31 protein-coding genes are annotated in these 22,806 nt (G+C 40.9%); 1 reads left to right on the top strand and 30 read right to left on the bottom strand.

Annotation, left to right across the window (positions count from 1 at the left end; translation table 11 throughout):
* Positions 1-6: 6 nt before the first annotated feature.
* The 30 genes from rplO to kdsA form a co-directional block, all read right to left on the bottom strand.
* Positions 7-453 carry a 50S ribosomal protein L15 gene (gene rplO, locus ACT29I_RS17495; protein ID WP_430935220.1) on the bottom strand — a complete coding sequence of 149 codons (447 nt, stop codon included), beginning with the start codon at positions 451-453 and terminating at the stop codon, positions 7-9.
* A gap of 28 nt (positions 454-481) precedes the next feature.
* Positions 482-658 carry a 50S ribosomal protein L30 gene (rpmD, locus tag ACT29I_RS17500; protein WP_430935218.1) on the bottom strand — a complete coding sequence of 59 codons (177 nt, stop codon included), beginning with the start codon at positions 656-658 and terminating at the stop codon, positions 482-484.
* Between the two features lie 11 nt (positions 659-669).
* Positions 670-1,188 (bottom strand): 30S ribosomal protein S5, encoded by a 519-nt coding sequence (gene rpsE, locus ACT29I_RS17505; RefSeq protein WP_430935216.1) that lies wholly within the window; start codon positions 1,186-1,188, stop codon positions 670-672.
* 5 nt (positions 1,189-1,193) lie between these two features.
* Complete coding sequence (gene rplR / locus ACT29I_RS17510) at positions 1,194-1,550, bottom strand: 50S ribosomal protein L18 (protein ID WP_430935214.1); 357 nt, start codon at positions 1,548-1,550, stop codon at positions 1,194-1,196.
* Between the two features lie 20 nt (positions 1,551-1,570).
* A complete protein-coding gene (gene rplF / locus ACT29I_RS17515) occupies positions 1,571-2,122 on the bottom strand; it encodes a 50S ribosomal protein L6 (RefSeq protein WP_430935212.1) in 552 nt (183 codons plus the stop codon).
* Between the two features lie 16 nt (positions 2,123-2,138).
* Positions 2,139-2,534: a 30S ribosomal protein S8 gene (gene rpsH, locus ACT29I_RS17520; RefSeq protein ID WP_430935210.1), complete on the bottom strand. Its 396-nt coding sequence runs from the start codon at positions 2,532-2,534 to the stop codon at positions 2,139-2,141.
* Positions 2,535-2,597: 63 nt separating this feature from the next.
* Positions 2,598-2,867: a 30S ribosomal protein S14 gene (gene rpsN, locus ACT29I_RS17525; RefSeq protein ID WP_430935208.1), complete on the bottom strand. Its 270-nt coding sequence runs from the start codon at positions 2,865-2,867 to the stop codon at positions 2,598-2,600.
* A 6-nt stretch (positions 2,868-2,873) separates the two neighbouring features.
* Positions 2,874-3,425 carry a 50S ribosomal protein L5 gene (rplE, locus tag ACT29I_RS17530; RefSeq protein ID WP_430935206.1) on the bottom strand — a complete coding sequence of 184 codons (552 nt, stop codon included), beginning with the start codon at positions 3,423-3,425 and terminating at the stop codon, positions 2,874-2,876.
* Positions 3,425-3,745, bottom strand: a complete 321-nt coding sequence (gene rplX, locus ACT29I_RS17535) for a 50S ribosomal protein L24 (protein ID WP_430935204.1) — start codon at positions 3,743-3,745, stop codon at positions 3,425-3,427. The genes rplE and rplX overlap by 1 nt, the downstream gene beginning before the upstream one ends.
* 20 nt (positions 3,746-3,765) lie before the next feature.
* Positions 3,766-4,131 carry a 50S ribosomal protein L14 gene (gene rplN / locus ACT29I_RS17540; RefSeq protein ID WP_430935202.1) on the bottom strand — a complete coding sequence of 122 codons (366 nt, stop codon included), beginning with the start codon at positions 4,129-4,131 and terminating at the stop codon, positions 3,766-3,768.
* A 2-nt stretch (positions 4,132-4,133) separates the two neighbouring features.
* The gene (rpsQ, locus tag ACT29I_RS17545; RefSeq protein ID WP_430935200.1) at positions 4,134-4,391 is read right to left on the bottom strand and encodes a 30S ribosomal protein S17; all 258 of its coding nucleotides are present in this window, start codon (positions 4,389-4,391) and stop codon (positions 4,134-4,136) included.
* 7 nt (positions 4,392-4,398) lie between these two features.
* Complete coding sequence (gene rpmC / locus ACT29I_RS17550) at positions 4,399-4,596, bottom strand: 50S ribosomal protein L29 (protein ID WP_430935198.1); 198 nt, start codon at positions 4,594-4,596, stop codon at positions 4,399-4,401.
* Between the two features lie 8 nt (positions 4,597-4,604).
* Positions 4,605-5,033, bottom strand: a complete 429-nt coding sequence (gene rplP, locus ACT29I_RS17555; RefSeq protein WP_430935196.1) for a 50S ribosomal protein L16 — start codon at positions 5,031-5,033, stop codon at positions 4,605-4,607.
* A gap of 29 nt (positions 5,034-5,062) precedes the next feature.
* Complete coding sequence (gene rpsC / locus ACT29I_RS17560) at positions 5,063-5,767, bottom strand: 30S ribosomal protein S3 (protein WP_430935194.1); 705 nt, start codon at positions 5,765-5,767, stop codon at positions 5,063-5,065.
* Positions 5,768-6,190, bottom strand: a complete 423-nt coding sequence (rplV, locus tag ACT29I_RS17565; RefSeq protein ID WP_430935192.1) for a 50S ribosomal protein L22 — start codon at positions 6,188-6,190, stop codon at positions 5,768-5,770.
* Between the two features lie 35 nt (positions 6,191-6,225).
* Positions 6,226-6,495, bottom strand: coding sequence for a 30S ribosomal protein S19 (rpsS, locus tag ACT29I_RS17570; RefSeq protein ID WP_430935190.1), 270 nt, complete (start codon positions 6,493-6,495; stop codon positions 6,226-6,228).
* Positions 6,496-6,514: 19 nt separating this feature from the next.
* The gene (gene rplB, locus ACT29I_RS17575; protein ID WP_430935188.1) at positions 6,515-7,339 is read right to left on the bottom strand and encodes a 50S ribosomal protein L2; all 825 of its coding nucleotides are present in this window, start codon (positions 7,337-7,339) and stop codon (positions 6,515-6,517) included.
* A gap of 5 nt (positions 7,340-7,344) precedes the next feature.
* Positions 7,345-7,635, bottom strand: a complete 291-nt coding sequence (gene rplW / locus ACT29I_RS17580) for a 50S ribosomal protein L23 (RefSeq protein WP_430935186.1) — start codon at positions 7,633-7,635, stop codon at positions 7,345-7,347.
* Between the two features lie 24 nt (positions 7,636-7,659).
* Positions 7,660-8,280, bottom strand: coding sequence for a 50S ribosomal protein L4 (gene rplD, locus ACT29I_RS17585; protein WP_430935184.1), 621 nt, complete (start codon positions 8,278-8,280; stop codon positions 7,660-7,662).
* Positions 8,280-8,897 (bottom strand): 50S ribosomal protein L3, encoded by a 618-nt coding sequence (rplC, locus tag ACT29I_RS17590; RefSeq protein ID WP_430935182.1) that lies wholly within the window; start codon positions 8,895-8,897, stop codon positions 8,280-8,282. The genes rplD and rplC overlap by 1 nt, the downstream gene beginning before the upstream one ends.
* A gap of 83 nt (positions 8,898-8,980) precedes the next feature.
* Entirely contained in the window at positions 8,981-9,286 is a 306-nt protein-coding gene (rpsJ, locus tag ACT29I_RS17595; protein ID WP_027472457.1) for a 30S ribosomal protein S10, read from the bottom strand.
* A gap of 12 nt (positions 9,287-9,298) precedes the next feature.
* Positions 9,299-11,410, bottom strand: a complete 2,112-nt coding sequence (gene fusA, locus ACT29I_RS17600) for an elongation factor G (protein WP_430935179.1) — start codon at positions 11,408-11,410, stop codon at positions 9,299-9,301.
* A gap of 29 nt (positions 11,411-11,439) precedes the next feature.
* Entirely contained in the window at positions 11,440-11,916 is a 477-nt protein-coding gene (gene rpsG, locus ACT29I_RS17605) for a 30S ribosomal protein S7 (RefSeq protein ID WP_430935177.1), read from the bottom strand.
* A gap of 130 nt (positions 11,917-12,046) precedes the next feature.
* On the bottom strand, positions 12,047-12,421 hold the full coding sequence (gene rpsL / locus ACT29I_RS17610) for a 30S ribosomal protein S12 (protein ID WP_430935175.1): 375 nt from the start codon (positions 12,419-12,421) through the stop codon (positions 12,047-12,049).
* A 1,274-nt stretch (positions 12,422-13,695) separates the two neighbouring features.
* Positions 13,696-14,370, bottom strand: a complete 675-nt coding sequence (locus ACT29I_RS17615; protein ID WP_444794028.1) for a hypothetical protein — start codon at positions 14,368-14,370, stop codon at positions 13,696-13,698.
* 192 nt (positions 14,371-14,562) lie between these two features.
* Complete coding sequence (gene kdsB / locus ACT29I_RS17620; protein WP_430934464.1) at positions 14,563-15,318, bottom strand: 3-deoxy-manno-octulosonate cytidylyltransferase; 756 nt, start codon at positions 15,316-15,318, stop codon at positions 14,563-14,565.
* A gap of 94 nt (positions 15,319-15,412) precedes the next feature.
* Positions 15,413-16,501: an iron-containing alcohol dehydrogenase family protein gene (locus ACT29I_RS17625; protein ID WP_430934463.1), complete on the bottom strand. Its 1,089-nt coding sequence runs from the start codon at positions 16,499-16,501 to the stop codon at positions 15,413-15,415.
* 146 nt (positions 16,502-16,647) lie between these two features.
* Entirely contained in the window at positions 16,648-17,829 is a 1,182-nt protein-coding gene (locus ACT29I_RS17630; protein WP_430934462.1) for a DegT/DnrJ/EryC1/StrS family aminotransferase, read from the bottom strand.
* Positions 17,830-17,985: 156 nt separating this feature from the next.
* Positions 17,986-19,008: a transaldolase family protein gene (locus tag ACT29I_RS17635; RefSeq protein ID WP_430934461.1), complete on the bottom strand. Its 1,023-nt coding sequence runs from the start codon at positions 19,006-19,008 to the stop codon at positions 17,986-17,988.
* Between the two features lie 23 nt (positions 19,009-19,031).
* Positions 19,032-19,865: a 3-deoxy-8-phosphooctulonate synthase gene (gene kdsA / locus ACT29I_RS17640; protein WP_430934460.1), complete on the bottom strand. Its 834-nt coding sequence runs from the start codon at positions 19,863-19,865 to the stop codon at positions 19,032-19,034.
* Positions 19,866-20,289: 424 nt separating this feature from the next.
* Here kdsA and hrpB point away from each other — a divergent pair, with 424 nt between their 5' ends.
* Positions 20,290-22,758 (top strand): ATP-dependent helicase HrpB, encoded by a 2,469-nt coding sequence (gene hrpB / locus ACT29I_RS17645; RefSeq protein WP_430934459.1) that lies wholly within the window; start codon positions 20,290-20,292, stop codon positions 22,756-22,758.
* The last annotated feature ends 48 nt before the right edge of the window (positions 22,759-22,806 follow it).

A 22,806-nucleotide genomic window follows, 5' to 3' on the forward strand; every position in this document is an offset into this window, starting at 1 on the left:
TATGATTTACAGTTTTACAACGGTTCCTTGAGCCGCTTCGATTGCGCTCACCGCTGATTTAGAAAAGGCATGAGCTTTCACTTCAATTTTGGCTGTTATGTTTCCGTTACCAAGAATCTTCACCCGGTCATTCTTGCTGATAAACCCGGCTTCGCGAAGAACGTCAACGTCGATTACAGACAAATTGTTCTTTTCGGCAAGCAGTTGCAACAAGTCAATGTTAATTGCCTTGTACTCTACTCGGTTGATGTTTTTAAACCCGAATTTAGGAACACGTCTCTGTAAAGGCATTTGACCACCCTCGAAACCAATTTTTTTAGAATAACCAGATCTGGACTTGGCACCCTTATGTCCACGGGTGGATGTACCTCCGTGGCCAGAACCTTGTCCTCTACCAATTCTTTTTCTGTTTTTGGTAGAACCTTCTGCAGGTTTTAAATTACTTAAGTCCATATCTAAATTTAACTTAATTCGTTATCAATTATTTTTCTACACTAACCAGGTGTCTCACCTTTTCAACCATACCAAGAATTTGAGGAGTTGCCTCAAATTCCTTAGTTGCATTTATTTTTGTTAGTCCAAGAGCCGTCAAAGTTCTTTTTTGACGTTCGGTAGAACCGATTTTGCTCTTCACTTGAGTTACTTTTATCTTAGCCATTTTTGCTATCCTTATCCGTTAAATACTTTGTCTAACGTAACACCTCTGAGCTGGGCTACAGTCTGTGCGTCTCTTAATTCTTTGAGCGCATTAATGGTAGCTTTTACAAGGTTGTGAGGGTTCGATGAACCTTTCGACTTTGCCAAAACGTCGGTTACACCAACACTTTCGAGTACAGCACGCATCGCACCACCGGCTTTTACCCCGGTACCGTGTGAAGCTGGCTTCATGAAAACGCTGGCTCCTCCATACTTGCTATACTGCTCGTGAGGGATGGTTCCGTTTAAAACAGGAACCTTAACCAGGTTTTTCTTGGCGGCTTCAACACCTTTAGCGATTGCCGTTGTTACTTCGTTAGCTTTACCTAAGCCCCAACCTACGATGCCATTTTCGTTACCAACTACAACAATAGCAGAAAAACTAAAAGTTCTACCACCCTTTGTAACCTTGGTTACACGGTTAATGGCAACTAACCTATCCTTTAAATCAAGGTCGTTATTGCTTCTTACTTTTTGATTATCTCCTGCCATAGTTATTAAAATTTAAGACCTGCTTCACGTGCAGCATCGGCTAATTGTTTAACTCTACCATGGTACAAAAATCCGTTACGGTCGAATACCACGTCTTCTATTCCGGCACTTTTTGCCTTTTCGGCGATCAATGTGCCTACTTTAGCGGCCTGCTCGGTTTTAGTAACTTTTTGTGCAGCGATCTCTTTCTCTAGCGAAGAGGCTGCCAAAACAGTTTTCCCGTTTACATCATCTACTAGTTGAACAGAAATTTGCTTGTTACTTCTGAAAACCGACATTCGGGGCTTCTCTGAAGTACCCGAAATCTTACCCCGGATACTTTTCTTTATTTTTAGTCTTCTCTCTATTTTAGAAAAAGCCATAATTTTAAATTTTAATCAGATTAAACTTTAGCAGATTTACCAGCTTTACGTCTGATTTGCTCTCCCACAAACTTAACACCTTTACCTTTATAAGGCTCTGGCTTACGAAGCGAACGGATTTTAGCGCAAATCTGACCCAGCAATTGCTTATCTGCAGATTCTAAGGTAATAATCGGATTACTCTTTCTGTCGGTTACAGCCTCTACTTTGATTTCGGCTGGCAACTGAATATGAATGGGGTGAGAGAATCCTAAAGATAGCTCAAGAATCTGTCCCTGGTTTGTGGCTCTGTAACCTACACCCACCAATTCCATTTTCTTAACGAATCCATTTGATACTCCTTCAACCATATTGTTGATAAGCGAACGACATAAACCGTGCTGAGAACGGTGATTTTTAGACTCTGAAGGTCTTTTCACCTCAACCTGCCCATCATTCACCTCTACTGTCATTTCTGGATTAATTTCTTGCGAAAGTTCTCCTTTTGGCCCTTTAACGGTAACAAGGTTTTCCTTAACTGTTACTGTAACTCCGGCCGGTATCGAGATGGGTTGTTTTCCTATCCTTGACATACTGTTTCCTCCTTAATTAATAAACGTAACATAAAACCTCACCACCAACTTGAGCCGATCTAGCTTCCTTATCGGTCATAACACCTTTAGAAGTAGAAAGGATGGCGATTCCTAAACCATTTAACACCCTTGGCATTGTTTTGTAGCCAACGTACTTACGCAAACCGGGTGTACTTACGCGCTTAAGCGTCTTTATTGCAGAAAGTTTCGATTGAGTATCGTACTTAAGTGCAATTTTAATTATTCCTTGCTTGTTGTCTTCCACAAACTTGAAGTTAAGGATATAACCTTTGTCGTAAAGAACTTTGGTCATTTCCTTTTTTAAGTTTGATGCAGGAATTTCAACAACTTTGTGTTTTGCCATAATGGCATTTCTGATACGAGTCAGAAAATCTGCTATTGGATCTGTCATTTTAAAAAAGTTTAAATTAATCCCGATAACGGGACAATATTTATACTTGAAACCTAATATTTTCTACCAGCTGGCTTTTTTCACTCCAGGTATTAGACCTGCAGCAGCCATCTCGCGGAATTGAATCCTGGACAAACCGAATTGTCTCATATATCCTTTTGGACGACCTGTAATTTTGCAACGGTTGTGCAAACGTACAGGAGAAGCGTTTTTAGGCAATTTTTGTAATGCTTCATAATCACCTGCTTCTTTCAATGCCGCTCTTTTTTCAGCGTATTTGGCAACAAGCTTGGCTCTTTTCACTTCCCGAGCCTTCATTGATTCCTTGGCCATATCTAACTATTTTTTGTTTTTAAATGGTAAACCAAAAGCCTTTAATAAAGCAAAAGCTTCCTCATCGGTATTTCCAGAGGTCACAAAGGTAATATTCATACCCAAAATCTTACTAACTTCGTCAATATTTATTTCGGGAAAAATAATTTGTTCCTCAATACCTAAGGTATAGTTTCCACGCCCGTCAAGCTTGCTGTTTACCCCTTTAAAGTCGCGAATACTTGGCAAAGAAATACGAATAAGTCTTTCCAAGAACTCGTACATGTTGTTTTTTCTAAGTGTTACGCGAACACCGATAGGCATTTTTTTACGCAACTTAAAGTTAGAAACGTCCTTCTTTGAAAGACAAGGAACAGCTTTTTGACCGGTGATGGCGGTAAGCTCCTTAATTGCGATGTCAACCATTTTTTTATCGGCCACTGCTTGACCGACACCTTGGTTGATCACAATTTTCTCTAATTTCGGAACCTGCATTACAGTTTTGTACTCAAATTCCTTCATCAATGCAGGAACAACTTGCTCCTTGTACATTGTTTTTAAACTAGGTGTATAGCTCATTACTTGATCTCCTCCCCTGATTTTTTAGCAAACCTTACTAATTTACCTTCATCGTCTTTGCGGCGTCCGATACGGGTAGCCTCTCCGTTTGAAGGATCTTTAAGGTTTAAGTTAGAGATGTGGATGGGAGCCTCTTGCTTAACGATACCCCCTTGCGGGTTGTCAGCGTTTGGCTTGGCATGCTTAGACACCATATTGATTCCTTCCACGATAGCTCTATTTTTACTCACAAGGACTTCAAGTACCTTACCTTCTTGTCCTTTATATTCTCCGGCGTTCACAATTACTGTATCGCCTTTTTTAATATGTAACTTTCCCATTGCTATCTTTTATTAAAAATTTATAGCACCTCAGGAGCCAATGAAACGATTTTCATGTAGCCGTCGCGTAATTCTCTGGCAACAGGGCCAAAGATACGAGTACCGCGCATTTCACCTGCTTGGTTCAACAACACACATGCATTTTCGTCGAAACGGATATATGACCCGTCGGCTCGTCTGATCTCTTTTTTTGTACGAACAACTACTGCCTTAGTAACTGTGCCTTTCTTCATTTCTGTAGAAGGCATTGAACTTTTAACGGTTACTACGATACGGTCACCGATGGTGGCGTATCTTTTTTTTGTGCCGCCAAGTACCCTGATGCAGAGTACTTCTTTGGCACCACTATTATCGGCAACAGCCAATCTGGATTCTTGTTGTATCATGATTACTTAGCTCTATCGATAATTTCTACTAATCGCCAGCGTTTAGTTTTGCTCAACGGGCGAGTTTCCATAATTTTTACTGTATCACCAGCATTGCAGTCATTTTTTTCATCGTGAGCGTGAAATTTCTTGGTCTTTTTCACGAATTTACCGTAAACCGGGTGTTTTTCACGAATCTCAACAGCAACCACGATAGATTTATCCATTTTGCTGCTAGCAACGATACCGATACGTTCTTTTCTTAAGTTTCTTTTTTCCATCACTAAACTATTTTTCGGTTAATTGCCTTTGACGCAAAATAGTTTGCAATCGTGCAATGTTTCTACGTAAGTCTCTTATCTGCAAAGGGTTTTCCAATGGAGATATACTATGATTGAGTTCTAAACGAATAAGCTCTGCACGCTCGGTATCAATCTTTTCGATGATCTCGCTGATCGCCATTTCATTAATTTCTGATACTTTCATCTTACTTCTTATGCTTTAGATTCAACATAGTCTCGTCTTACAACGAATTTAGTAGTAACAGGCAATTTTTGAGCTGCTAAACGCAATGCTTCTTTTGCTGTTTCGTAGGGTACTCCTTCACATTCAATAATGATTCTTCCCGGAGTAACAGGAGCTACAAATCCTTCTGGGCTACCTTTACCTTTACCCATACGTACCTCTGCAGGTTTCTTGGTAATTGGTTTGTCAGGAAACACCCTGATCCAGATTTGTCCTTGACGTTGCATGTAACGGGTTACCGCAATACGAGCCGCCTCAATCTGGCGTCCGGTAAGCCATTTACTTTGTAAGGATTTAATTCCAAAAGATCCGAATGCCAGCTCTGCACCACGTTGTGCTTCGCCCTTCATTCTGCCTTTTTGCCTTCTTCTGTATTTTACTTTCTTTGGTTGTAACATCTTTCTAACTCATTTACATTAGCTGATGATTACTTTCTTCTCTTCTTGAAACTCCCACCTTTGCGGCCGCCGCTATCTTTGGCAGCGAAGTTTGGTGATAGATCCGGTTTCCCGTAAATCTCTCCTTTACAAATCCAAACTTTGATACCTAGCAAACCTGTTTTGGTAAGAGCTTCCGCCTGAGCGTAATCGATATTTGCACGGAATGTGTGTAGCGGGGTTCTTCCTTCTTTGTACATTTCCGATCTGGCCATTTCTGCACCGTTCAAACGACCTGAAACTTGAATTTTGATACCTTCCGCTCCCATTCTCATGGTTGAAGCAATAGCCATTTTAACTGCACGACGGAAAGCGATACGGCCTTCCAACTGACGAGCTATGTTATTGGCTACAATAATAGCATCCAATTCGGGTCTTTTCACCTCAAAAATGTTGATTTGAACCTCCTTGTCGGTGATTTTCTTCAACTCCTCTTTCAGTTTGTCAACCTCCTGGCCGCCTTTACCGATAATGATACCCGGACGAGCCGTGTGTACAGTAATCGTTATCAGCTTTAGTGTACGTTCAATAATAATTCTCGAAATACTAGCTTTAGCTAGACGCACGTTAAGATATTTACGGATTTTAGTATCTTCTAATAACTTGTCGCCGTAATTCTTTCCGCCAAACCAGTTAGAGTCCCATCCTCTGATGATACCCAACCTGTTACTTATTGGATTTACTTTTTGTCCCATCTAGCTAACTTTTATTTCTTCTTGTTTATTCACGTTGCTATCAATATAAATGGTTACATGGTTCGATCTTTTTCTGATGCGGTGAGCACGCCCTTGCGGAGCCGGTCTCAATCTTTTCAAAATCCTTGCTGAATCAACGTTAATTGATTTCACGACAAGATTTGCATCTTCCATGCGTACCCCTTCGTTCTTCTCTTTCCAGTTTGCAATAGCGGAAAGAAGTAATTTCTCTACCCTGCGCGAAGCTTCTTTAGATGAATACTTCAACAGGTCAAGAGCTAAGTTCACCTCTTTACCTCTGATCATATCTGCAACCAGGCGCATTTTACGTGGAGAAGTAGGCACATTGCGAAGTGAAGCAAAGCTTACTTGCTTATTTGCTTCCTTATTTTGTTCTGCTCTGAGTCTTTTTCTAGCACCCATTTTAATTCTCTTTATTAAGTTACTTTACCGTTAGGTTACCTTTTCTTATTACCTCCGTGACCTCTGTAGGTACGTGTTGGTGAAAACTCGCCTAACTTGTGACCTACCATATTTTCGGTCACGTAAACAGGAATAAATTTATTTCCGTTGTGCACTGCGATAGTATGTCCCACAAAATCAGGAGATATCATCGATGCTCTTGCCCAGGTTTTAATTACCGTCTTTTTACCTGAATCGTTCATCTTAAGAACTTTAGCTTCAAGCTTATAATCGATAAATGGGCCTTTTTTTAATGATCTGCTCATAATTTCTTCTGATTACACGTTATTTTTTACGTCTTTCAATAATGTACTTGCTTGTCGCTTTTTTCTTGTCACGAGTTTTAAAGCCTTTAGCTAATACACCTGTACGTGATCTTGGATGACCTCCAGACTGACGTCCTTCACCACCACCCATTGGGTGATCTACCGGGTTCATGGCCACACCACGAACGCGAGGACGACGACCTAACCAACGTGAGCGACCTGCTTTACCAGATCTTTCAAGCGCGTGGTCTGAGTTACCAACCGCACCGATTGTGGCACGACAAGTAGTCAGGATCATTCTAGTTTCACCAGAAGGTAATTTAATCACGGCAAATTTTCCGTCACGAGCAGCCAATTGAGCAAAAGTACCAGCACTACGTGCCATAATTCCACCCTGTCCCGGGCGTAACTCAATATTGTGGATGATCGTTCCCAGAGGGATCTCTTTTAGGGTTAACGTGTTTCCTAGATCCGGGCTTACGCCTTCTCCGGAATTCACTGTTTGACCGACTTCTAATCCATTAGGAGCGAGAATGTAACGCTTTTCGCCATCGGCATACGCCAACAATGCGATACGTGCACTACGGTTTGGGTCGTATTGTATAGACTCAACTGTAGCAGCAACACCGTCTTTATTTCTCTTGAAATCGATTACCCTGTAACGTCTCTTATGACCCCCACCCTTATAACGCATGGTCATTTTTCCAGTGTTATTTCTACCGCCGGATTTTTTGATGGGTTTCAGTAAGGACTTCTCTGGTGTACTTGAGGTAATCGTATCAAATGCACCAATAACTTTGTGTCTCTGCCCCGGTGTTGTGGGCTTTAGCTTTCTTACTGCCATTTTACTTAAATATTGCTATAAAAATCAATCTTATCTCCTTCTGTCAAAGTAACAATTGCCTTTTTGTAAGCAGCAGTTTTACCTACTTGCACACCACTTTTTGTATAACGGCTTTTCACTTTACCGGCATAATTCATGGTGTTTACTTTTTCAACTGTTACATTGTACATTTCCTCAACCGCCTTCTTAATCTGTAGTTTGTTAGCGTCTTTGTTCACAACAAAACCGAAACGGTTTAGCTTTTCACTTATCTCGTTGAGTTTTTCAGTAACTATTGGCTTAATTAATATTTGCATTTTAAAATCTCCTTAAGCTTTAAATTAAAGATTACCTAATCCTTCAACTGAACTTTCCACTAGAACCAAAGCTCCGGCTTTCATAATACTATAAGTATTCAATTCAGCTAATGTTACTACTTCCGATTTTGGAATATTTCTTGAAGCAAGGTATACGTTTTTGTCAGCTTCGTTTAAAACCACCAATGAACGTTTTCCCTCTACTTTAAGGCTCTTACGAATTTGAGCGAACTCTTTGGTTTTTGGAGCTTCCATGTTGAAATCTTCAACAATGATGATGCTTCCGCTTTTAGCTTTATATGATAAAGCCGACTTGCGGGCAAGCTCTTTTAACTTTTTGTTCAATTTAAATCCGTAGTTACGCGGACGCGGACCAAAAATACGACCACCACCTCTGAATACAGGCGACTTGATGCTACCAGCACGGGCTGTACCGGTACCTTTTTGCTTTTTGATCTTACGTGTACTACCTACGATTTCTGCTCTTTCCTTTGACTTATGGGTTCCCTGACGTTGATTTGCTAGGAACTGTTTTACATCAAGATAAATAGCATGATCGTTGGGCTCAATACCGAAAACTGCATCTTCTAACTCAACAGTTTTTCCGGTCTCTTCTCCTGTTATGCTTAATACTTTAAGTTCCATTACATTTCAACAATTAGATATGAACCTTTAGCTCCTGGAACCGAACCTTTCACAATAATAAGGTTGCTTTCAGGAATCACTTTTAATACTCTAAGGCTTTCTACCATCACTCTGTTTCCGCCAGTACGCCCAGCCATGCGCATACCTTTAAAAACACGAGCAGGGTAAGATGCTGCACCGATAGAACCTGGGGCTCTCAAACGGTTGTGCTGTCCGTGGGTTGAACCACCTACACCACCAAAACCATGACGCTTAACCACACCTTGAAATCCTTTACCTTTAGAGATTCCGGTAACGTCAACAAAAATATCTTCTTTGAAGATGTCAACTTTTACCTCATCACCTAAGCTCAATTCTTGTTCGAACCCTTTGAACTCAACAACACTTCTTTTGGGAGTTACGCCTGCTTTTTTAAAGTGGCCTAGCTCTGCCTTAGTAGTGTTCTTTTCCTTCTTGTCGTCGAACGCCAGCTGTACAGCCTCATAACCGTCGGTATCCACAGTTTTCACCTGCGTAACCAAGCATGGGCCAGCTTCGATAACAGTGCATGGAATGTTTTTTCCATCGGCACTGAAAACGGAAGTCATTCCGATTTTTTTTCCAATTAATCCTGGCATTGTTACAAAAATTAAATATTAAATAATCGATTCACACCGCCCGTGCTTCGACCTACGGGCCATGTGAACTTATTTTTCTTTTATCAAACTTTGATTTCCACTTCTACTCCGCTAGGCAATTCTAACTTCATCAGCGCATCGATAGTTTTAGCTGTTGAGCTATAGATATCGATCAAGCGCTTGTAGGATGAAAGCTGGAATTGCTCTCTCGACTTCTTGTTTACGAATGTTGAACGCAACACTGTAAATACCCTTTTGTGAGTTGGAAGAGGAATAGGACCGCTTACTACAGCTCCTGTTGTCTTTACCGTCTTAACGATTTTCTCGGCTGACTTGTCAACCAAGTTGTGATCGTAAGATTTTAATTTGATTCTTATTTTCTGACTCATCTTGAGATCTTATTATAATAATTCTACTTTACCTTCAGCTTCTTTTACTACTTCCACAGCAATCGCTTTAGAAACCTCTTCGAAGTGCGAGAACACCATAGAAGAAGTTGCACGACCGGAAGAAATAGTACGTAAAACTGTTACATATCCGAACATTTCGGCAAGAGGCACCTTAGCTTTTACCACGCGAGCACCAGCTTTAGATTCCATTCCTTCAACCTGACCACGACGCTTATTGAAGTCACCGATAATGTCTCCCATATATTCTTCGGGAGTAACCACTTCAACTTTCATGATAGGCTCCAGAAGAACCGGTTTTGCTTTGGCACTTGCTGCTTTAAAAGCCTGACGACCCGCGATCTCAAAAGACAACTGGTCAGAATCCACAGGGTGGAAAGAACCGTCATTAAGTACAACTTTTAGACTGTCGACAACAAATCCTGCCAACACTCCGTTTTGCATAGCATCCTTGATACCTTTTTCAACTGAAGGGATAAATTCTTTAGGGATATTACCACCTTTTACCGCGTTGATAAACTCAAGGCCTTCTTTTCCGTCTTCTCTAGGACCAACAGTGAGGATTACATCGGCAAACTTACCGCGACCTCCAGATTGTTTCTTAAACACTTCTCTGTGATCCACGGTTTGCGTGATCGCTTCTTTGTAGGTTACCTGAGGACGTCCCTGGTTACATTCTACTTTAAACTCACGTTTTAAACGGTCAACGATAATTTCAAGGTGAAGTTCACCCATACCGCTAATTACCGTCTGCCCGCTATCTTCGTCGGTTTGAACACGGAATGTTGGATCTTCCTCGGCCAATTTAGCCAAAGCCACCCCTAACTTGTCCATGTCTTTTTGTGACTTAGGCTCTACCGCCACTCCGATTACCGGATCCGGAAAATCCATAGATTCCAGGGTAATTGGGTGTTTTTCATCACATAATGTATCTCCGGTACGAATATCCTTAAAACCTACACCTGCACAGATATCACCTGCCTCGATCACGTCTTGCGGTAACTGCTTGTTAGATTTCATTTGGTACAGGCGAGAGATACGTTCTTTTTTACCTGTACGCGTATTTAAAGTATAAGAACCTGCTTCTAATCTACCTGAGTAAATACGCATAAATGCCAGACGACCTACAAACGGATCGGTAGCAATTTTAAACGCTAACGCAGAGAAAGGAGCATTTACATCGTTAGGGCGTGAATCTTCGTTACCAGTATTTGGATTAATTCCGGTAATATCAGGAATATCCGTTGGTGCAGGCAAGAAAGCCACCACAGAGTCAAGCAAACGCTGAACACCTTTGTTTTTAAAGGCAGAGCCACACATCATAGGCGTAATAGTCTGGTTGATGGTAGCCTTACGGATTACCGCAATCATTTCCTCCTTGGTGATCGATTCCGGATCCTCGAAATAACGCTCCATCAGCTCCTCGTCAGATTCGGCCACAGCTTCCACTAACTTGTCTCTCCACTCTTGCGCTTCAGCTTTCAAGCTTTCACGAATTTCTTTTAATTCGTAACGCGATCCCATTTGCGCATCATCGAACCAAACCACCTCTTTATTTTCAATTAGGTCGATAACCCCTTCGAAATCATCTTCCGCTCCAATAGGAATTTGAAGGGGAATAGGATTGGCACCTAACATTTCCCTTACCTGACGGACTACTTCGAAGAAGTTAGCACCTGAACGATCCATTTTATTGACGAAACCGATACGGGGCACACCATATTTGTCGGCTTGTCTCCATACAGTTTCTGACTGTGGCTCCACACCACTTACAGCACAGAATAAGGCAACAGTACCATCTAACACCCTTAAAGAACGCTCCACCTCTACGGTAAAGTCAACGTGACCCGGGGTATCGATAATGTTTATCTTGTACGATTCGTTATTATAGTTCCAGTTGGTTGTAACAGCAGCAGAAGTAATGGTAATACCTCTTTCTTGCTCTTGCTCCATCCAGTCCATGGTAGCAGCACCATCGTGAACCTCACCAATTTTATGGGTAATACCAGTATAAAACAGAATACGCTCTGTTGTAGTGGTTTTCCCTGCATCGATATGCGCCATGATACCGATATTTCTGGTGTGTTTTAAATCTGAATTTCCCATTTTATTTTTTCCCTTAAAAGATTAGATGATTAGAACCTAAAGTGAGCAAATGCTCGGTTAGCCTCCGCCATCCTGTGCATATCTTCTTTTTTCTTGAAGGCACCGCCTTCGTTGTTATAAGCCGCAACAATTTCAGCAGATAGTTTTTCTGCCATTGATTTACCACTTCTTTTGCGCGCAAAAAGTATCAAGTTCTTCATAGCTACAGAAACTTTTCTTGAAGGACGAATTTCGGTTGGAACCTGAAAAGTTGCCCCACCTACTCTACGACTCTTTACTTCTACTGCAGGAGTGATGTTTTCCAACCCTTTTTTCCACATTTCCAAAGCTGGTTTCCCTTCTTTTTCTGCTTTATCAGCCATGCGGTCCAATGCATCATAAAAAATACCGTAAGCAGTTGATTTTTTACCGTCGAGCATCAGGTTGTTGATGAATTGTGTTACCAAAGTATCGTTGAACTTTGGATCTGGAAGCAATATTCGCTTCTTTGGTTTACCTTTTCTCATTTCTTCTTGTTTATCAGTTTATTATTGGCTGTCAATGTTTCTGTGTCTTCAAATGCAAGGTATTGCCTTTTACTCAACCTTCTGTTTTAACTACCAATAAACAAAACTATCAGTTAAACACTTGTTTAAATTACTTCTTAGGACGCTTAGTTCCATATTTAGAACGACGTTGAGTACGTCCTTCAACTCCTGATGCATCTAAAGCTCCACGTACTAAGTGGTAACGTACACCTGGAAGATCTTTTACCCTTCCTCCGCGCACAAGTACAATAGAGTGCTCCTGAAGATTGTGTCCTTCTCCTGGGATATAGGCATTCACCTCTTTCCCGTTAGTTAGACGAACCCTTGCTACCTTTCTCATGGCCGAGTTCGGCTTCTTTGGTGTAGTCGTGTACACCCTCACACATACACCTCTTCGCTGAGGACAAGAATCTAGTGCTCTAGACTTACTTTTCTCAACCATTGTGGTGCGTCCTTTACGAACTAACTGTTGAATCGTTGGCATATAACTAAAATTGTTTAAATAAAATTCTTTTAAAACCGCTTATAACTATCGCTTTTCCTCTACTAAAACACACTGATTTACAGTACCTTTTCATATTTTTAGACAAAAAAGCGATGCAAAAGTACTAATTTTCAACGAAAAACGAACAATTTATTGCAATATTTTTTCGAATCTTTTAAGTACTTGTTGCTAGAATACAAATTGTTAGTAGAATCCTTTCCTGCCAAACGATAGTTATACCTGTTGCAATCTTCATCGTTTCTATATTATTAAAATTGCGTAATTATAATTGGATAAATGAGGATTTTGCCTTTTGTTTTTTTTCGTCACATTTTAATAGATATATTTTTTTCAGTAATATTTACAATCTCCTGTCTATTAGGAATTCAATGTTCTGATGACTCAGGTAATACGCTAAGCCCACCTCCCTTAACCCCGGAAGAATCGCAGGTTTCGTTTTACCTTTCCACTTACGATCGATTACAAAATTCAATCATCAGGATAAAACTATTTAGGGCCAACATTACAAATGTGAGGGATCAGGAGACAAGAACATCGTGGCATGGGATCATAATCGTGATTTGATTTCCCACGCGGGCAACACCATTTTTGGGGATCAAGAAGCAGCAAAAAACGCCCGGAGCATAGGCTTTCAATGGCACGAAAGATAGGCAGGCAGCCAGTCAATGTGGGACAACCTACGCAATATCAAAGAATCTTTCCCGGACAAAAACCTTCTTTTCACAGTTGGATGTATTCAAACATTCAACGAAACCGAATAACAACGCTGGTCCAATGGAGAGCGCTATGGCAAAGCATTGATTACCGATTTTAACTGCGGTACCGCAAGGTGGACAATCTGGAATATTCTACTGAATCATACCGGCGGCCCCAATCACCGGGGCTATTGCTGCTTCTCTCCTATTCATGTCGACACCAGGCCCGAGGCTCTTTGATTTACACTCCCTCCTATTATTACATGGGTCATTTCTCAAAGTTGATCCGCATCGGAGCCAAAAGAGTAAGCACCTCCGCCAGCAGAAGTCACCTGGTCGGCCCATCATTTCTGAATGAATACGGTAAAATGGCGACTGCTACAATGAATGACTCCCAGGAAAATATATCATACAAAATGTTTGTGGCGAGTATGGAACATAACTGGAAAAACATGCCCTCGGTATTCAGACTATCATCTATTAATGACATATATATCAACAAGAAAGTCCTCTTTCAAAAAAAACGAAAGAGGACTTTCTTCTATATTTTGGCGTGCATCACTCCACCGGTTCACAAACTGTTTCTATAAGATTACGGTCGTTTAAATACTTTGTATAATCACCCGTGAACTCAATCCGGGTTTCGATGGCATTGGGCAGACTACCTATTAAGCCAACAATCAACTCACATGCTTCTCGAACTCCACCATTACCACCGGTGCTTCCTGTTCTGTAATCGCAGCTTTTATTATCAACCAGGTATTGATTAAAAATAGGATTGGCTTTACGATTAATTTGAAAGCTAGCCCCTACTGTACGGGCCAACTCAACATCCAATATATCATCAAAGAAAAAGGCAATCTCTTCTGGCTTCAAGTTATTTTCTATACAAATTCTATCTAAAGCCCGAACTTTAAATTTACACTTATAGAAAGCTGCATTCATATGTTCACGCTTAGCCAGAAACTGAGCACTACGATTTTCCTCACCCGTAACAACAAAGGTAGCAGGCAATTCACCATTACGCAACCAATAATCCAATTTGAGCATATTAACACCCATAGCATCCGGCTCGGCAAAACTACTTCCTTCGTCACCTACCTTTGAACCATTATTAAACACGCCATCCCAATCAAAGATATAAGCTTTTATTTTTGATAGCTTTTGTTTTAACTCATCAACAGGAGTTATAAATGTTCCTCCAATATCTTCAAATTGGTTTTGAATGTTCATCGTATACAAAATGTTATTAAATTCAAACGAATACAATTTCGGCGCAAGACAAGTTATTACAAATAACAACTTTATAATTGCGCCGATTTATTTCATCAATATACCCAGGACGTTACCTTAGGCTGTTATCTTTTGCCTCCCAAAATGAATTCGAGACAGGCGTTACAGAGCATACTTACAATTTTTAGCAAATCACTTGCCTCTTACCAGTTCATTTGCTTTTTCTAAATCCTCAGGCGTATCAATACACATGGTCTCTTCTAGTTCGGTGATAACGCAGGTAACCGGGAAACCATTTTCGATCCATCGCAACTGCTCCAACGATTCGGCTTTTTCCAGGGTCGACTGCTCCAGCTTAACAATCTCCTTTAAAACATCCATGCGATAAGCATAAATACCTAAATGACGATAGAAGGTCTGATGCTCCATCCACTCATTTTGTTGCACATTACGTAAAAAAGGGATAGGAGCACGACTAAAATAAATACCCTCGCCCCAGTTATTCAACACCACCTTCACCTCACTCTGACTTAACACCTGATCCAAATTTTTTGCTTCTTGCACCAAGGTAGCTATTTGCGTATCCGGATTTTCAAAGGCCGATTTGATATCATTCAATTGAGCTGCCTCAAAAAATGGTTCGTCACCCTGTATATTAACTACCACGTCGGCCTTCACGCCGTACTTCTCTTCAATATTTGCGGCAGCTTCAGCACATCTATCAGTACCACTGGTATGATCTTCTCTTGTCATCACTGCTTTGCCACCAAAAGCCTCCACCGCATCAACAATACGTTGGTCATCGGTGGCCACAAACACATGCTCCAGCCCTTTTAGGCAATTTTCGTACACCCACTGCACCATTGGCTTATCACCAATCATAGCTAATGGTTTGCCAGGCAGGCGGCTCGATGCATAACGACTTGGAATGATTCCTACTATGTTCATTTTCGATTATTAGATAAGAGATAAGAGATAAGGGACAAGAATAAGATACTAAAAAAGTCTATTTTCTAATGTCTGAAGTTCTCTAATCCAAAATTTACATCTTCTTATACAACGCTTTTAACTCTGCTTTTGAAATATGCTTTTCCCACTCAGGACCGAAGGCATTATTCCACATGTGCTCATTCGCCCAAGCCACTTCAACCATTTGGTCGAATTGATCATCGGAACACCCTGCTGTTATTCCACTTGGAATTTCAACACCCTGTAAAATCTGCATTTCTTTAAACAGTTTGTAACCATCCGGATAATATTTCTCCAATTGATTAAATACAATACAGTTGCCAACTCCATGATGCGTTCCCAAAACAACGGCTAATCCGTAGGACAAAGCATGACAAACCCCAACTTGCGCATAAGTAATACTATTACCTCCCATGATGGAAGCTACCATCATTTTTTCGTCAGCTTCAAGTCGGTCAGGATATTTGTTCATAAATACATCTACACAGATTTCATTTGACTTTTCCGCAAAAGCCTTACCCATGGAAGTAATCCAGGTTCCGTTCAAAGACTCCACATTATGGATGTAATTATCCATTCCAGTAAAAAAACGATCCTCATCCGACACTGTTGCCAATAACTCCGGATCGAAAAGCACCTCATTAGGTATAGTATAATCACACTTGATACCCAATTTCTTTTCCGGCCCGCTCAACACAGCCGTCATTGAGACCTCGGCTCCCGTGCCGGAAACCGTTGGGATTACGATTGTGTAAATACCTTCGTTTTTGATTTTATCTAAACCTTGATAATCCTTTGAATCGCCTTCGTTGGTCACCATCAAACCTGTTGCTTTGGCATAGTCCATGGTGGTGCCTCCACCCATACCCACCATTACTGCGGGCAATGCAGGCTGATGCGCCAATATCTGGTCGCGATATCGATTTACCAAGGTTGTTTTTGGCTCATCTTTGGTATCAATAAAAAACACAAGGTCTTTTTCCCCGATAGGAAGACGATCCAACGTTTCTTTTTTATCCTGAAAATAATGATCGATCATAAACACGGTCCAATCATTGGTTTCATTTTTTCTTCTATCAATCAATTCGCCCAAATGCTTAAGGTTTCCTTTTCCGAAAGCATAATGACCCGGGTTCACAAAACTTCTAAAATCGTATAGCATAATAATTAGTTCAAAGTTAAAAGTTGAAAGTTGAAAGTTGATTTATATGATCCTTAAAACAAATTCATCCATCAACCACTAATTAATAAAAACCACGAATAATGCATATAATACTATATACTATCATTCGTGGTTAAATTATATATTTATCCTAAAACTTTATCGAAAGCTTTACAGATAGCCTCTAACTGTTCGGGAGTAGTTTTGATGTTCATGTTAACAGAAACCAACCTACCGATTAGATCATATGACTTAGGCAAATCCAGCTTTGTATAATCCTGAGGCTTATCTAAAAACTGCATACCCACAGGGGCGGCCACCTTATACTCAGTCAGGTGTCCCCAGTTTTTAATAAAGTGGTAGTTGTTATCGTACCAATAAGCGGCAGCAACACCTTCAGCACCTAAATCCGCACAAGCTTTCTTTGCTTCCTCTTGTGTTGGCAAAAAGAAATTCAACACAGTAGCCGAATCTCCGTCTTCATCCGGAACATTCCGAAAAACCACCTGAGGGAATTTCTTCAAATAGTCCTTTAGCACTTTTTTGTTGGCACGAAGTCTTTCCAGTATATAATCGATCTTACGGAACTGTGCCAGACCAACAGCGGCATGAAGCTCACTGATACGGTAATTGGTTCCTAATATCGGATGCTCCTCAGCTCCACGGTTGTTCCCAATATGGCTATGGCCATGATCGGACCAGGTATGCGCGGTGTTATAAACACACTCATCGTTAGTCAACACTGCACCGCCTTCTCCAGCAGTAATCAACTTAAAGAAATCGAAAGAATAACAAGCAACCTTACCAAAGGTACCTAACATTTTTCCTTTATAAGATCCTCCCAAAGCCTGAGCAGTATCTTCTATAAGAATGATATTATGCTTGTTACAAACATCAACAATCTCGTCGATTTGAGCCATGGCACCTACCATATGTATCAGCATCACCGCTTTGGTTTTGGGTGTGATGGCAGCTTCAATTGACGCTGCGGACAAACAAAGCGTTTCGTCTATTTCCGCAAATACAGGAACAGCCCCACAGTTAACTACTGCTTCAATTGGCGCAATAAACGTAAACGGAGGAACAATTACCTCATCGCCGGCACCAACACCCACCGAAGCCAATGAAACAGCATCGGCAGCAGTACCGCTCGTAACCATATGACAATATTTAGCACCGTGGTAATCCGCAAATTCTTTTTCAAACTCCTTGGCTTTCCAAATGCCTTTTCTTTGCGCATCGTGGTTATATCTGAATAGAATTCCTGTCTCAAGGACTTCCATTACTTGTTCTCTTTCTTCCTTACCAAATAATTCTGTACCCGGCATTTTCTTAAATTTTTAGATATTAGACAACCCGTTACCGACGGGAGGGAATAATAAAATGTTACACTTCCTTTTTTACGCAATAGGGGCGATTAAAAATAATCACCCCTTATCATATTATAGCTATCCGCTTAGGGATAAAGTAGACTCTTATATATACTAAAGGATTTCTAACTTAACCAAATCCTGTACGTCAACCATCCCAACAGGTTTTCCGTTACTGGTCGCAATGATGTTGTCTACTTGTTTTTCTTTGAATATACCGACAGCTGCATGAAGTTTTTCCTCCATATCAATTGAAATAGGCATCTTCATTTCAAAATCGCTCATCTTCATGGTCAAGATCTTCTCTCCGTTAATATTCATATGACGACGCAAATCTCCATCCGTAAATATTCCCTTAAGATTACCTTCTGCATCAACAACAGAAACCGCACCAGTAGCATACTTAGTCATTTCGACAGTAGCATCGGTTACTTTGGCATCCAAACCAATAGTTGGGTTTTTGCTTCCAATAATCTCACCTACCTTCATGGTCATTTGGCGAGTATGGTTTACAAACTGCTGCGTTCCAATCTCAGTAAAGTTATTGTTGTTCAGGTTCTTCATTATCTTCCAAGGAATGGTGATATTTTGCGCACCTAATTCAATGGCGTTTTTAATGTGCTCCGGGTAACGTACCGACGAGAACATTATTTTTGTATTGTAGTTATATTTGTCAACTAACTTGACACAATCATCAACCAGCTTCAATGCATCATAACCCTGATCCTGCATACGACCCACCAATACACAAACGTATGTAGCGCCAGCGGCCATGGCCATATACGCTTGCTGAATATTGTAAACCAAGTGAATATTCACCATCATATCTTCGTCGCGAAGCATTTTACAGGCTTTAGCCGCAACCAACGAAGCTGGTATCTTAAATACAGTTTTCTTTTTATCTAAACCTAAGCTCAATAAACGCTTAGCCTCAGCAACAATTTCCTCGGCAGTATCCCCTAACGCTTCAATCATTAGTACAGGTACCATTTTCGATAGCTTTACAATAGCGGCATCGATATCGGTAATACCGTGTCTGTGCATAAAAGTTGGCGTGGTAGTTAAACCATCAATAAAGCCTAACTTAAACGCTTCTTCAATTTCATTAATGTCAGCAGAATCAAGATATAATTCCATGATAAAATATTTGTATGGTGATATTAAACTTCTGTTCTTGTTTGTTTCTCAATATTGTGAATGTCAATCAAAGGCTTTAAGAATTCCTCTAACTGATCCAATGGGTACTGACTCGCCGCATCACATAGTGCGTTTGTGCAATCAGGATGCGCTTCAATAAATATTCCATCGATACCAGCAGCAACCCCTGCCCGGGCAATGGGCCCCAGGTACTGACGTGTTCCTCCGCTAGGATCGGAACTAGGAATACCATAACGACGAATACAATGTGTAATATCGAATACAACAGGGTACCCCGTTTGTTGCATTTCATAAAAACTACGTGGATCTACAATCAAATCATTGTAACCGAATACATAACCTCGTTCAGTTACCATGATATTTTTGTTGCCAAAGTGTTCTATTTTCCGAACCGGCTTAATCATGTTTTCCGGAGCCAAAAACTGACCGTGCTTTACGTTGATGGCCTTACCTGTTTTAGCGGCTGCGGTTACCAGCGAAGTCTGCATGCAGAGATAGGCGGGAATCTGGATTACATCCAATACATCGGCAGCAGCTTTTACTTCAGCCTCTTGATGAACATCCGAAATAACCGGCACGTCAAAGGAATTTTTAACTTTTTCGAGCATTTTTAAACCTTCTTCCAATCCAGGTCCATGATAATATTCAACCGAGCTACGATTATCTTTGATATAAGATGATTTAAAAATAAAAGGAAGGTCGAGTTTTTCTGCTATTGTTTTCAACTTCTCCGCCGTTTCCATCATGATCGATTCCTTCTCAATCACACACGGACCAGCTATCAGGAAAAGCTTGTCTTTGCCAAACTCCTGTTGGCCAACTTTAATATTCTTCATGCGTTGTATTTGCCTTTTTTATTTTCAGCGAAAATAATGAGGATTATTGAATTAAACACGATGAATTGTCATGTATTTCAACATCCCGGATTATTTTATTGTGAAGTTTTACCCCGGAAGCATCAGCTTCTACGGAATATTAGACAATCCTGTTTTAACAAACACGTACTTCAAAATAAAAAAATCGGCGGCTAAATTAGTAAATAGTTGTTAGATAAATGAGAATTGATTCAGATATGTGAAAACGATGAATGGAACAGGATTAATTGATGGTGAAACGAAAGGCAACAATTCAACCTTCTTATCCTCCTTTAGCGGCAATGATTTAGACTTGTTCCAGAAGATATTTTAAACAATTGCCCTTTGGCCAATCAACTAGCAACTTTTCCTTACCTTTGCACTCCATTTTTAAAGATGTATTGCCTTGAGTTTTGATGCCAGAAAAACCGGTTTACCGGTTGTTGAGATTATTGAAGATGTAAAAAAGGGACTATCCAAAGAAAACACATTGATAGTTCACGCACCAGCGGGAGCGGGAAAGAGTACGCTTTTACCATTGGTTTTGATGAATGAACAATGGCTGAAAGGCAAAAAAATAATCATGCTCGAACCTCGGCGATTGGCTGCAAAAACCATTGCCATAAGAATGGCCGATTTATTGGGTGAGAAAGTAGGCGAATCGATTGGTTATAGAATCAGATTCGACAACTGTGTATCTGACAAAGTCAGGGTGGAAGTGGTTACCGAAGGAATTCTGACAAGAATGCTTCAATCGGACAATGCGCTTGAGAATGCTGGCATGGTGATATTCGACGAGTTTCACGAACGTAGTTTATTTGCCGACGTGGCCCTGGCATTGGCGCGAGAATCACAACAAGTTCTCCGTCCCGACTTGCGCATCATGATTATGTCGGCCACTTTGGATTTGCCTAAACTATCGGCTTTGCTGGAAGCGGAAATTGTAGAAAGCAAAGGAAGACAATATCCGGTTGAGATAAAATACGAGGGTGATGCCGATTTGATGATGTTACCAGAATTGACCGCACGATTGGCGAAAAAAGCGGTTGACAATGAGCAGGGGGACGTACTTATATTTTTGCCTGGAGAAGCCGAGATCAGAAAAACGGAAGCTATTTTAAAAAGGAGTCTTTCCCAAATTGCCATTCACCCGTTATACGGTCAACTTACACCCAACAAACAATTTGCGGCTATCATGCCGGATAAAAACGGAAAACGCAAGGTAGTCCTGGCCACTTCCATTGCTGAAACCAGCTTGACCATCCAGGGTGTTAAAGTGGTGATTGATTCCGGGTTTGGCCGAACCATGAGGTTTGATCCCAACTCAGCACTTTCAAAATTGGTTACTGTTGAAATCACCAAAGACGCTGCCGACCAGAGAACAGGCAGGGCCGGCCGTTTAGAAACCGGGGTGTGTTACAGAATGTGGAGCAAGGCCACCCAAAACAGACTAAGAGAACATCGAACCCCGGAAATTTTGGAAGCCGATTTGGCTTCATTGGTTCTGGATTTGGCTGCTTGGGGAATATCTGATCCTAACGAGCTAATTTGGTTAACCCCTCCACCTAAAGGTGCCATCCTCCAAGCTACGGATTTACTGCATCAGTTGGATGCCCTGGAAAATGGCAGAATTACAAAACATGGAGAAAAAATAAATTCTCTCCCCTGCCATCCGCGAATTGCACATATGTTGCTTATGGCCAAAGAGGAGGGCTTCGCAGATGTGGCAACTGATCTGGCGGCTATTTTGGAAGAGCGAGATCCTCTGGATAAAGAAAGCGGCGTTGACATCAACCTGCGGGTGGAAGCTTTGCGAAAAAGCAGAAAAGGAATCATCTCCAATAGAATACTAAGCAGAATAGAAAAAATAGCTGCTCAATATCGAAAGTTATTAAACATTGAAGTGGACAACAATTCTGTTGACCCTTTTGAAACAGGTTTACTTTTGGTACATGCATATCCCGAAAGGATTGCCCATGCAAAACCGGGCAATAATGCTCAATTTAAATTAGCCAATGGTGCCATTGCCGCTGCGGGACATAAAGACGACCTGGCGCATGAACCCTGGCTGGCCATCGCAAACCTAAATATGAGGGATGCCGTTGGCAAAATATTTATGGCATCCCCGCTTAACCCAAGAGACCTGGCTCCTCTGGTTAAAGAAAAGGAACAGGTAGAATGGGACACCAAGCGAGGCGGTTTTATAGCGGAGAAGAACTTATGCATTGGACATATTGTACTACAATCCAAACCGCTGCAAGAATTTGATGAAGAACAGAAGATTTCGGCTATCTCAAAAGCTATTGCCAAAGAAGGAGCGCACCTGTTGGATTGGAACACAGACGTAACACAATGGCAAAACAGGGTTTTAAGCCTTCGAAAATGGAATCCATCTGATAATTGGCCTGATGTGAGTACATCATCTTTACTTGAAGACAACAAAGAATGGCTTGGCCCTTATCTAACCCAAATAAAAAGGCCGGAAGATCTAAAAAAGATGGGTTTAAAATCCGTGCTTCAACATCACCTGGATTTTAAACAACAGCAACTAATAGATGCATTAGCTCCTGAATCAATACAAGTCCCCACAGGTTCAAAAATAAAAATACAATACCATGCCAATGGGGAAGCTCCCGTTTTAGCCGTTCGATTGCAAGAGATTTTCGGATGGCAAGAAACACCAACCGTTAACAGGGGCAAGATAGGTTTACTGATGCACCTTTTATCCCCTGGCTATAAACCCGTTCAAATAACTTCGGACCTTAACAGTTTTTGGAACCATGCTTATTTTGAAGTAAAAAAGGAATTAAAGGCAAGATACCCCAAGCATAAGTGGCCGGAAAATCCCTTAAAAGCTGAACCCAACAGAAAGTAGGACATTAGTAACCCTCAAGCCCAGCTAATATCTTCATATATTAAAATA

This window comes from Saccharicrinis sp. GN24d3, assembly GCF_052400645.1.
Classification (GTDB): Bacteria; Bacteroidota; Bacteroidia; order Bacteroidales; family Marinilabiliaceae; genus Saccharicrinis.

What these genes read in the sequence shown, in the direction of transcription:
- rplO (WP_430935220.1), bottom strand. Translation starts at nt 453, where the DNA reads ATGGACTTAAGTAATTTAAAACCTGCAGAAGGTTCTACCAAAAACAGA.
- rpmD (WP_430935218.1), bottom strand. Translation starts at nt 658, where the DNA reads ATGGCTAAGATAAAAGTAACTCAAGTGAAGAGCAAAATCGGTTCTACC.
- rpsE (WP_430935216.1), bottom strand. Translation starts at nt 1,188, where the DNA reads ATGGCAGGAGATAATCAAAAAGTAAGAAGCAATAACGACCTTGATTTA.
- rplR (WP_430935214.1), bottom strand. Translation starts at nt 1,550, where the DNA reads ATGGCTTTTTCTAAAATAGAGAGAAGACTAAAAATAAAGAAAAGTATC.
- rplF (WP_430935212.1), bottom strand. Translation starts at nt 2,122, where the DNA reads ATGTCAAGGATAGGAAAACAACCCATCTCGATACCGGCCGGAGTTACA.
- rpsH (WP_430935210.1), bottom strand. Translation starts at nt 2,534, where the DNA reads ATGACAGATCCAATAGCAGATTTTCTGACTCGTATCAGAAATGCCATT.
- rpsN (WP_430935208.1), bottom strand. Translation starts at nt 2,867, where the DNA reads ATGGCCAAGGAATCAATGAAGGCTCGGGAAGTGAAAAGAGCCAAGCTT.
- rplE (WP_430935206.1), bottom strand. Translation starts at nt 3,425, where the DNA reads ATGAGCTATACACCTAGTTTAAAAACAATGTACAAGGAGCAAGTTGTT.
- rplX (WP_430935204.1), bottom strand. Translation starts at nt 3,745, where the DNA reads ATGGGAAAGTTACATATTAAAAAAGGCGATACAGTAATTGTGAACGCC.
- rplN (WP_430935202.1), bottom strand. Translation starts at nt 4,131, where the DNA reads ATGATACAACAAGAATCCAGATTGGCTGTTGCCGATAATAGTGGTGCC.
- rpsQ (WP_430935200.1), bottom strand. Translation starts at nt 4,391, where the DNA reads ATGGAAAAAAGAAACTTAAGAAAAGAACGTATCGGTATCGTTGCTAGC.
- rpmC (WP_430935198.1), bottom strand. Translation starts at nt 4,596, where the DNA reads ATGAAAGTATCAGAAATTAATGAAATGGCGATCAGCGAGATCATCGAA.
- rplP (WP_430935196.1), bottom strand. Translation starts at nt 5,033, where the DNA reads ATGTTACAACCAAAGAAAGTAAAATACAGAAGAAGGCAAAAAGGCAGA.
- rpsC (WP_430935194.1), bottom strand. Translation starts at nt 5,767, where the DNA reads ATGGGACAAAAAGTAAATCCAATAAGTAACAGGTTGGGTATCATCAGA.
- rplV (WP_430935192.1), bottom strand. Translation starts at nt 6,190, where the DNA reads ATGGGTGCTAGAAAAAGACTCAGAGCAGAACAAAATAAGGAAGCAAAT.
- rpsS (WP_430935190.1), bottom strand. Translation starts at nt 6,495, where the DNA reads ATGAGCAGATCATTAAAAAAAGGCCCATTTATCGATTATAAGCTTGAA.
- rplB (WP_430935188.1), bottom strand. Translation starts at nt 7,339, where the DNA reads ATGGCAGTAAGAAAGCTAAAGCCCACAACACCGGGGCAGAGACACAAA.
- rplW (WP_430935186.1), bottom strand. Translation starts at nt 7,635, where the DNA reads ATGCAAATATTAATTAAGCCAATAGTTACTGAAAAACTCAACGAGATA.
- rplD (WP_430935184.1), bottom strand. Translation starts at nt 8,280, where the DNA reads ATGGAACTTAAAGTATTAAGCATAACAGGAGAAGAGACCGGAAAAACT.
- rplC (WP_430935182.1), bottom strand. Translation starts at nt 8,897, where the DNA reads ATGCCAGGATTAATTGGAAAAAAAATCGGAATGACTTCCGTTTTCAGT.
- rpsJ (WP_027472457.1), bottom strand. Translation starts at nt 9,286, where the DNA reads ATGAGTCAGAAAATAAGAATCAAATTAAAATCTTACGATCACAACTTG.
- fusA (WP_430935179.1), bottom strand. Translation starts at nt 11,410, where the DNA reads ATGGGAAATTCAGATTTAAAACACACCAGAAATATCGGTATCATGGCG.
- rpsG (WP_430935177.1), bottom strand. Translation starts at nt 11,916, where the DNA reads ATGAGAAAAGGTAAACCAAAGAAGCGAATATTGCTTCCAGATCCAAAG.
- rpsL (WP_430935175.1), bottom strand. Translation starts at nt 12,421, where the DNA reads ATGCCAACGATTCAACAGTTAGTTCGTAAAGGACGCACCACAATGGTT.
- ACT29I_RS17615 (WP_444794028.1), bottom strand. Translation starts at nt 14,370, where the DNA reads ATGAACATTCAAAACCAATTTGAAGATATTGGAGGAACATTTATAACT.
- kdsB (WP_430934464.1), bottom strand. Translation starts at nt 15,318, where the DNA reads ATGAACATAGTAGGAATCATTCCAAGTCGTTATGCATCGAGCCGCCTG.
- ACT29I_RS17625 (WP_430934463.1), bottom strand. Translation starts at nt 16,501, where the DNA reads ATGCTATACGATTTTAGAAGTTTTGTGAACCCGGGTCATTATGCTTTC.
- ACT29I_RS17630 (WP_430934462.1), bottom strand. Translation starts at nt 17,829, where the DNA reads ATGCCGGGTACAGAATTATTTGGTAAGGAAGAAAGAGAACAAGTAATG.
- ACT29I_RS17635 (WP_430934461.1), bottom strand. Translation starts at nt 19,008, where the DNA reads ATGGAATTATATCTTGATTCTGCTGACATTAATGAAATTGAAGAAGCG.
- kdsA (WP_430934460.1), bottom strand. Translation starts at nt 19,865, where the DNA reads ATGAAGAATATTAAAGTTGGCCAACAGGAGTTTGGCAAAGACAAGCTT.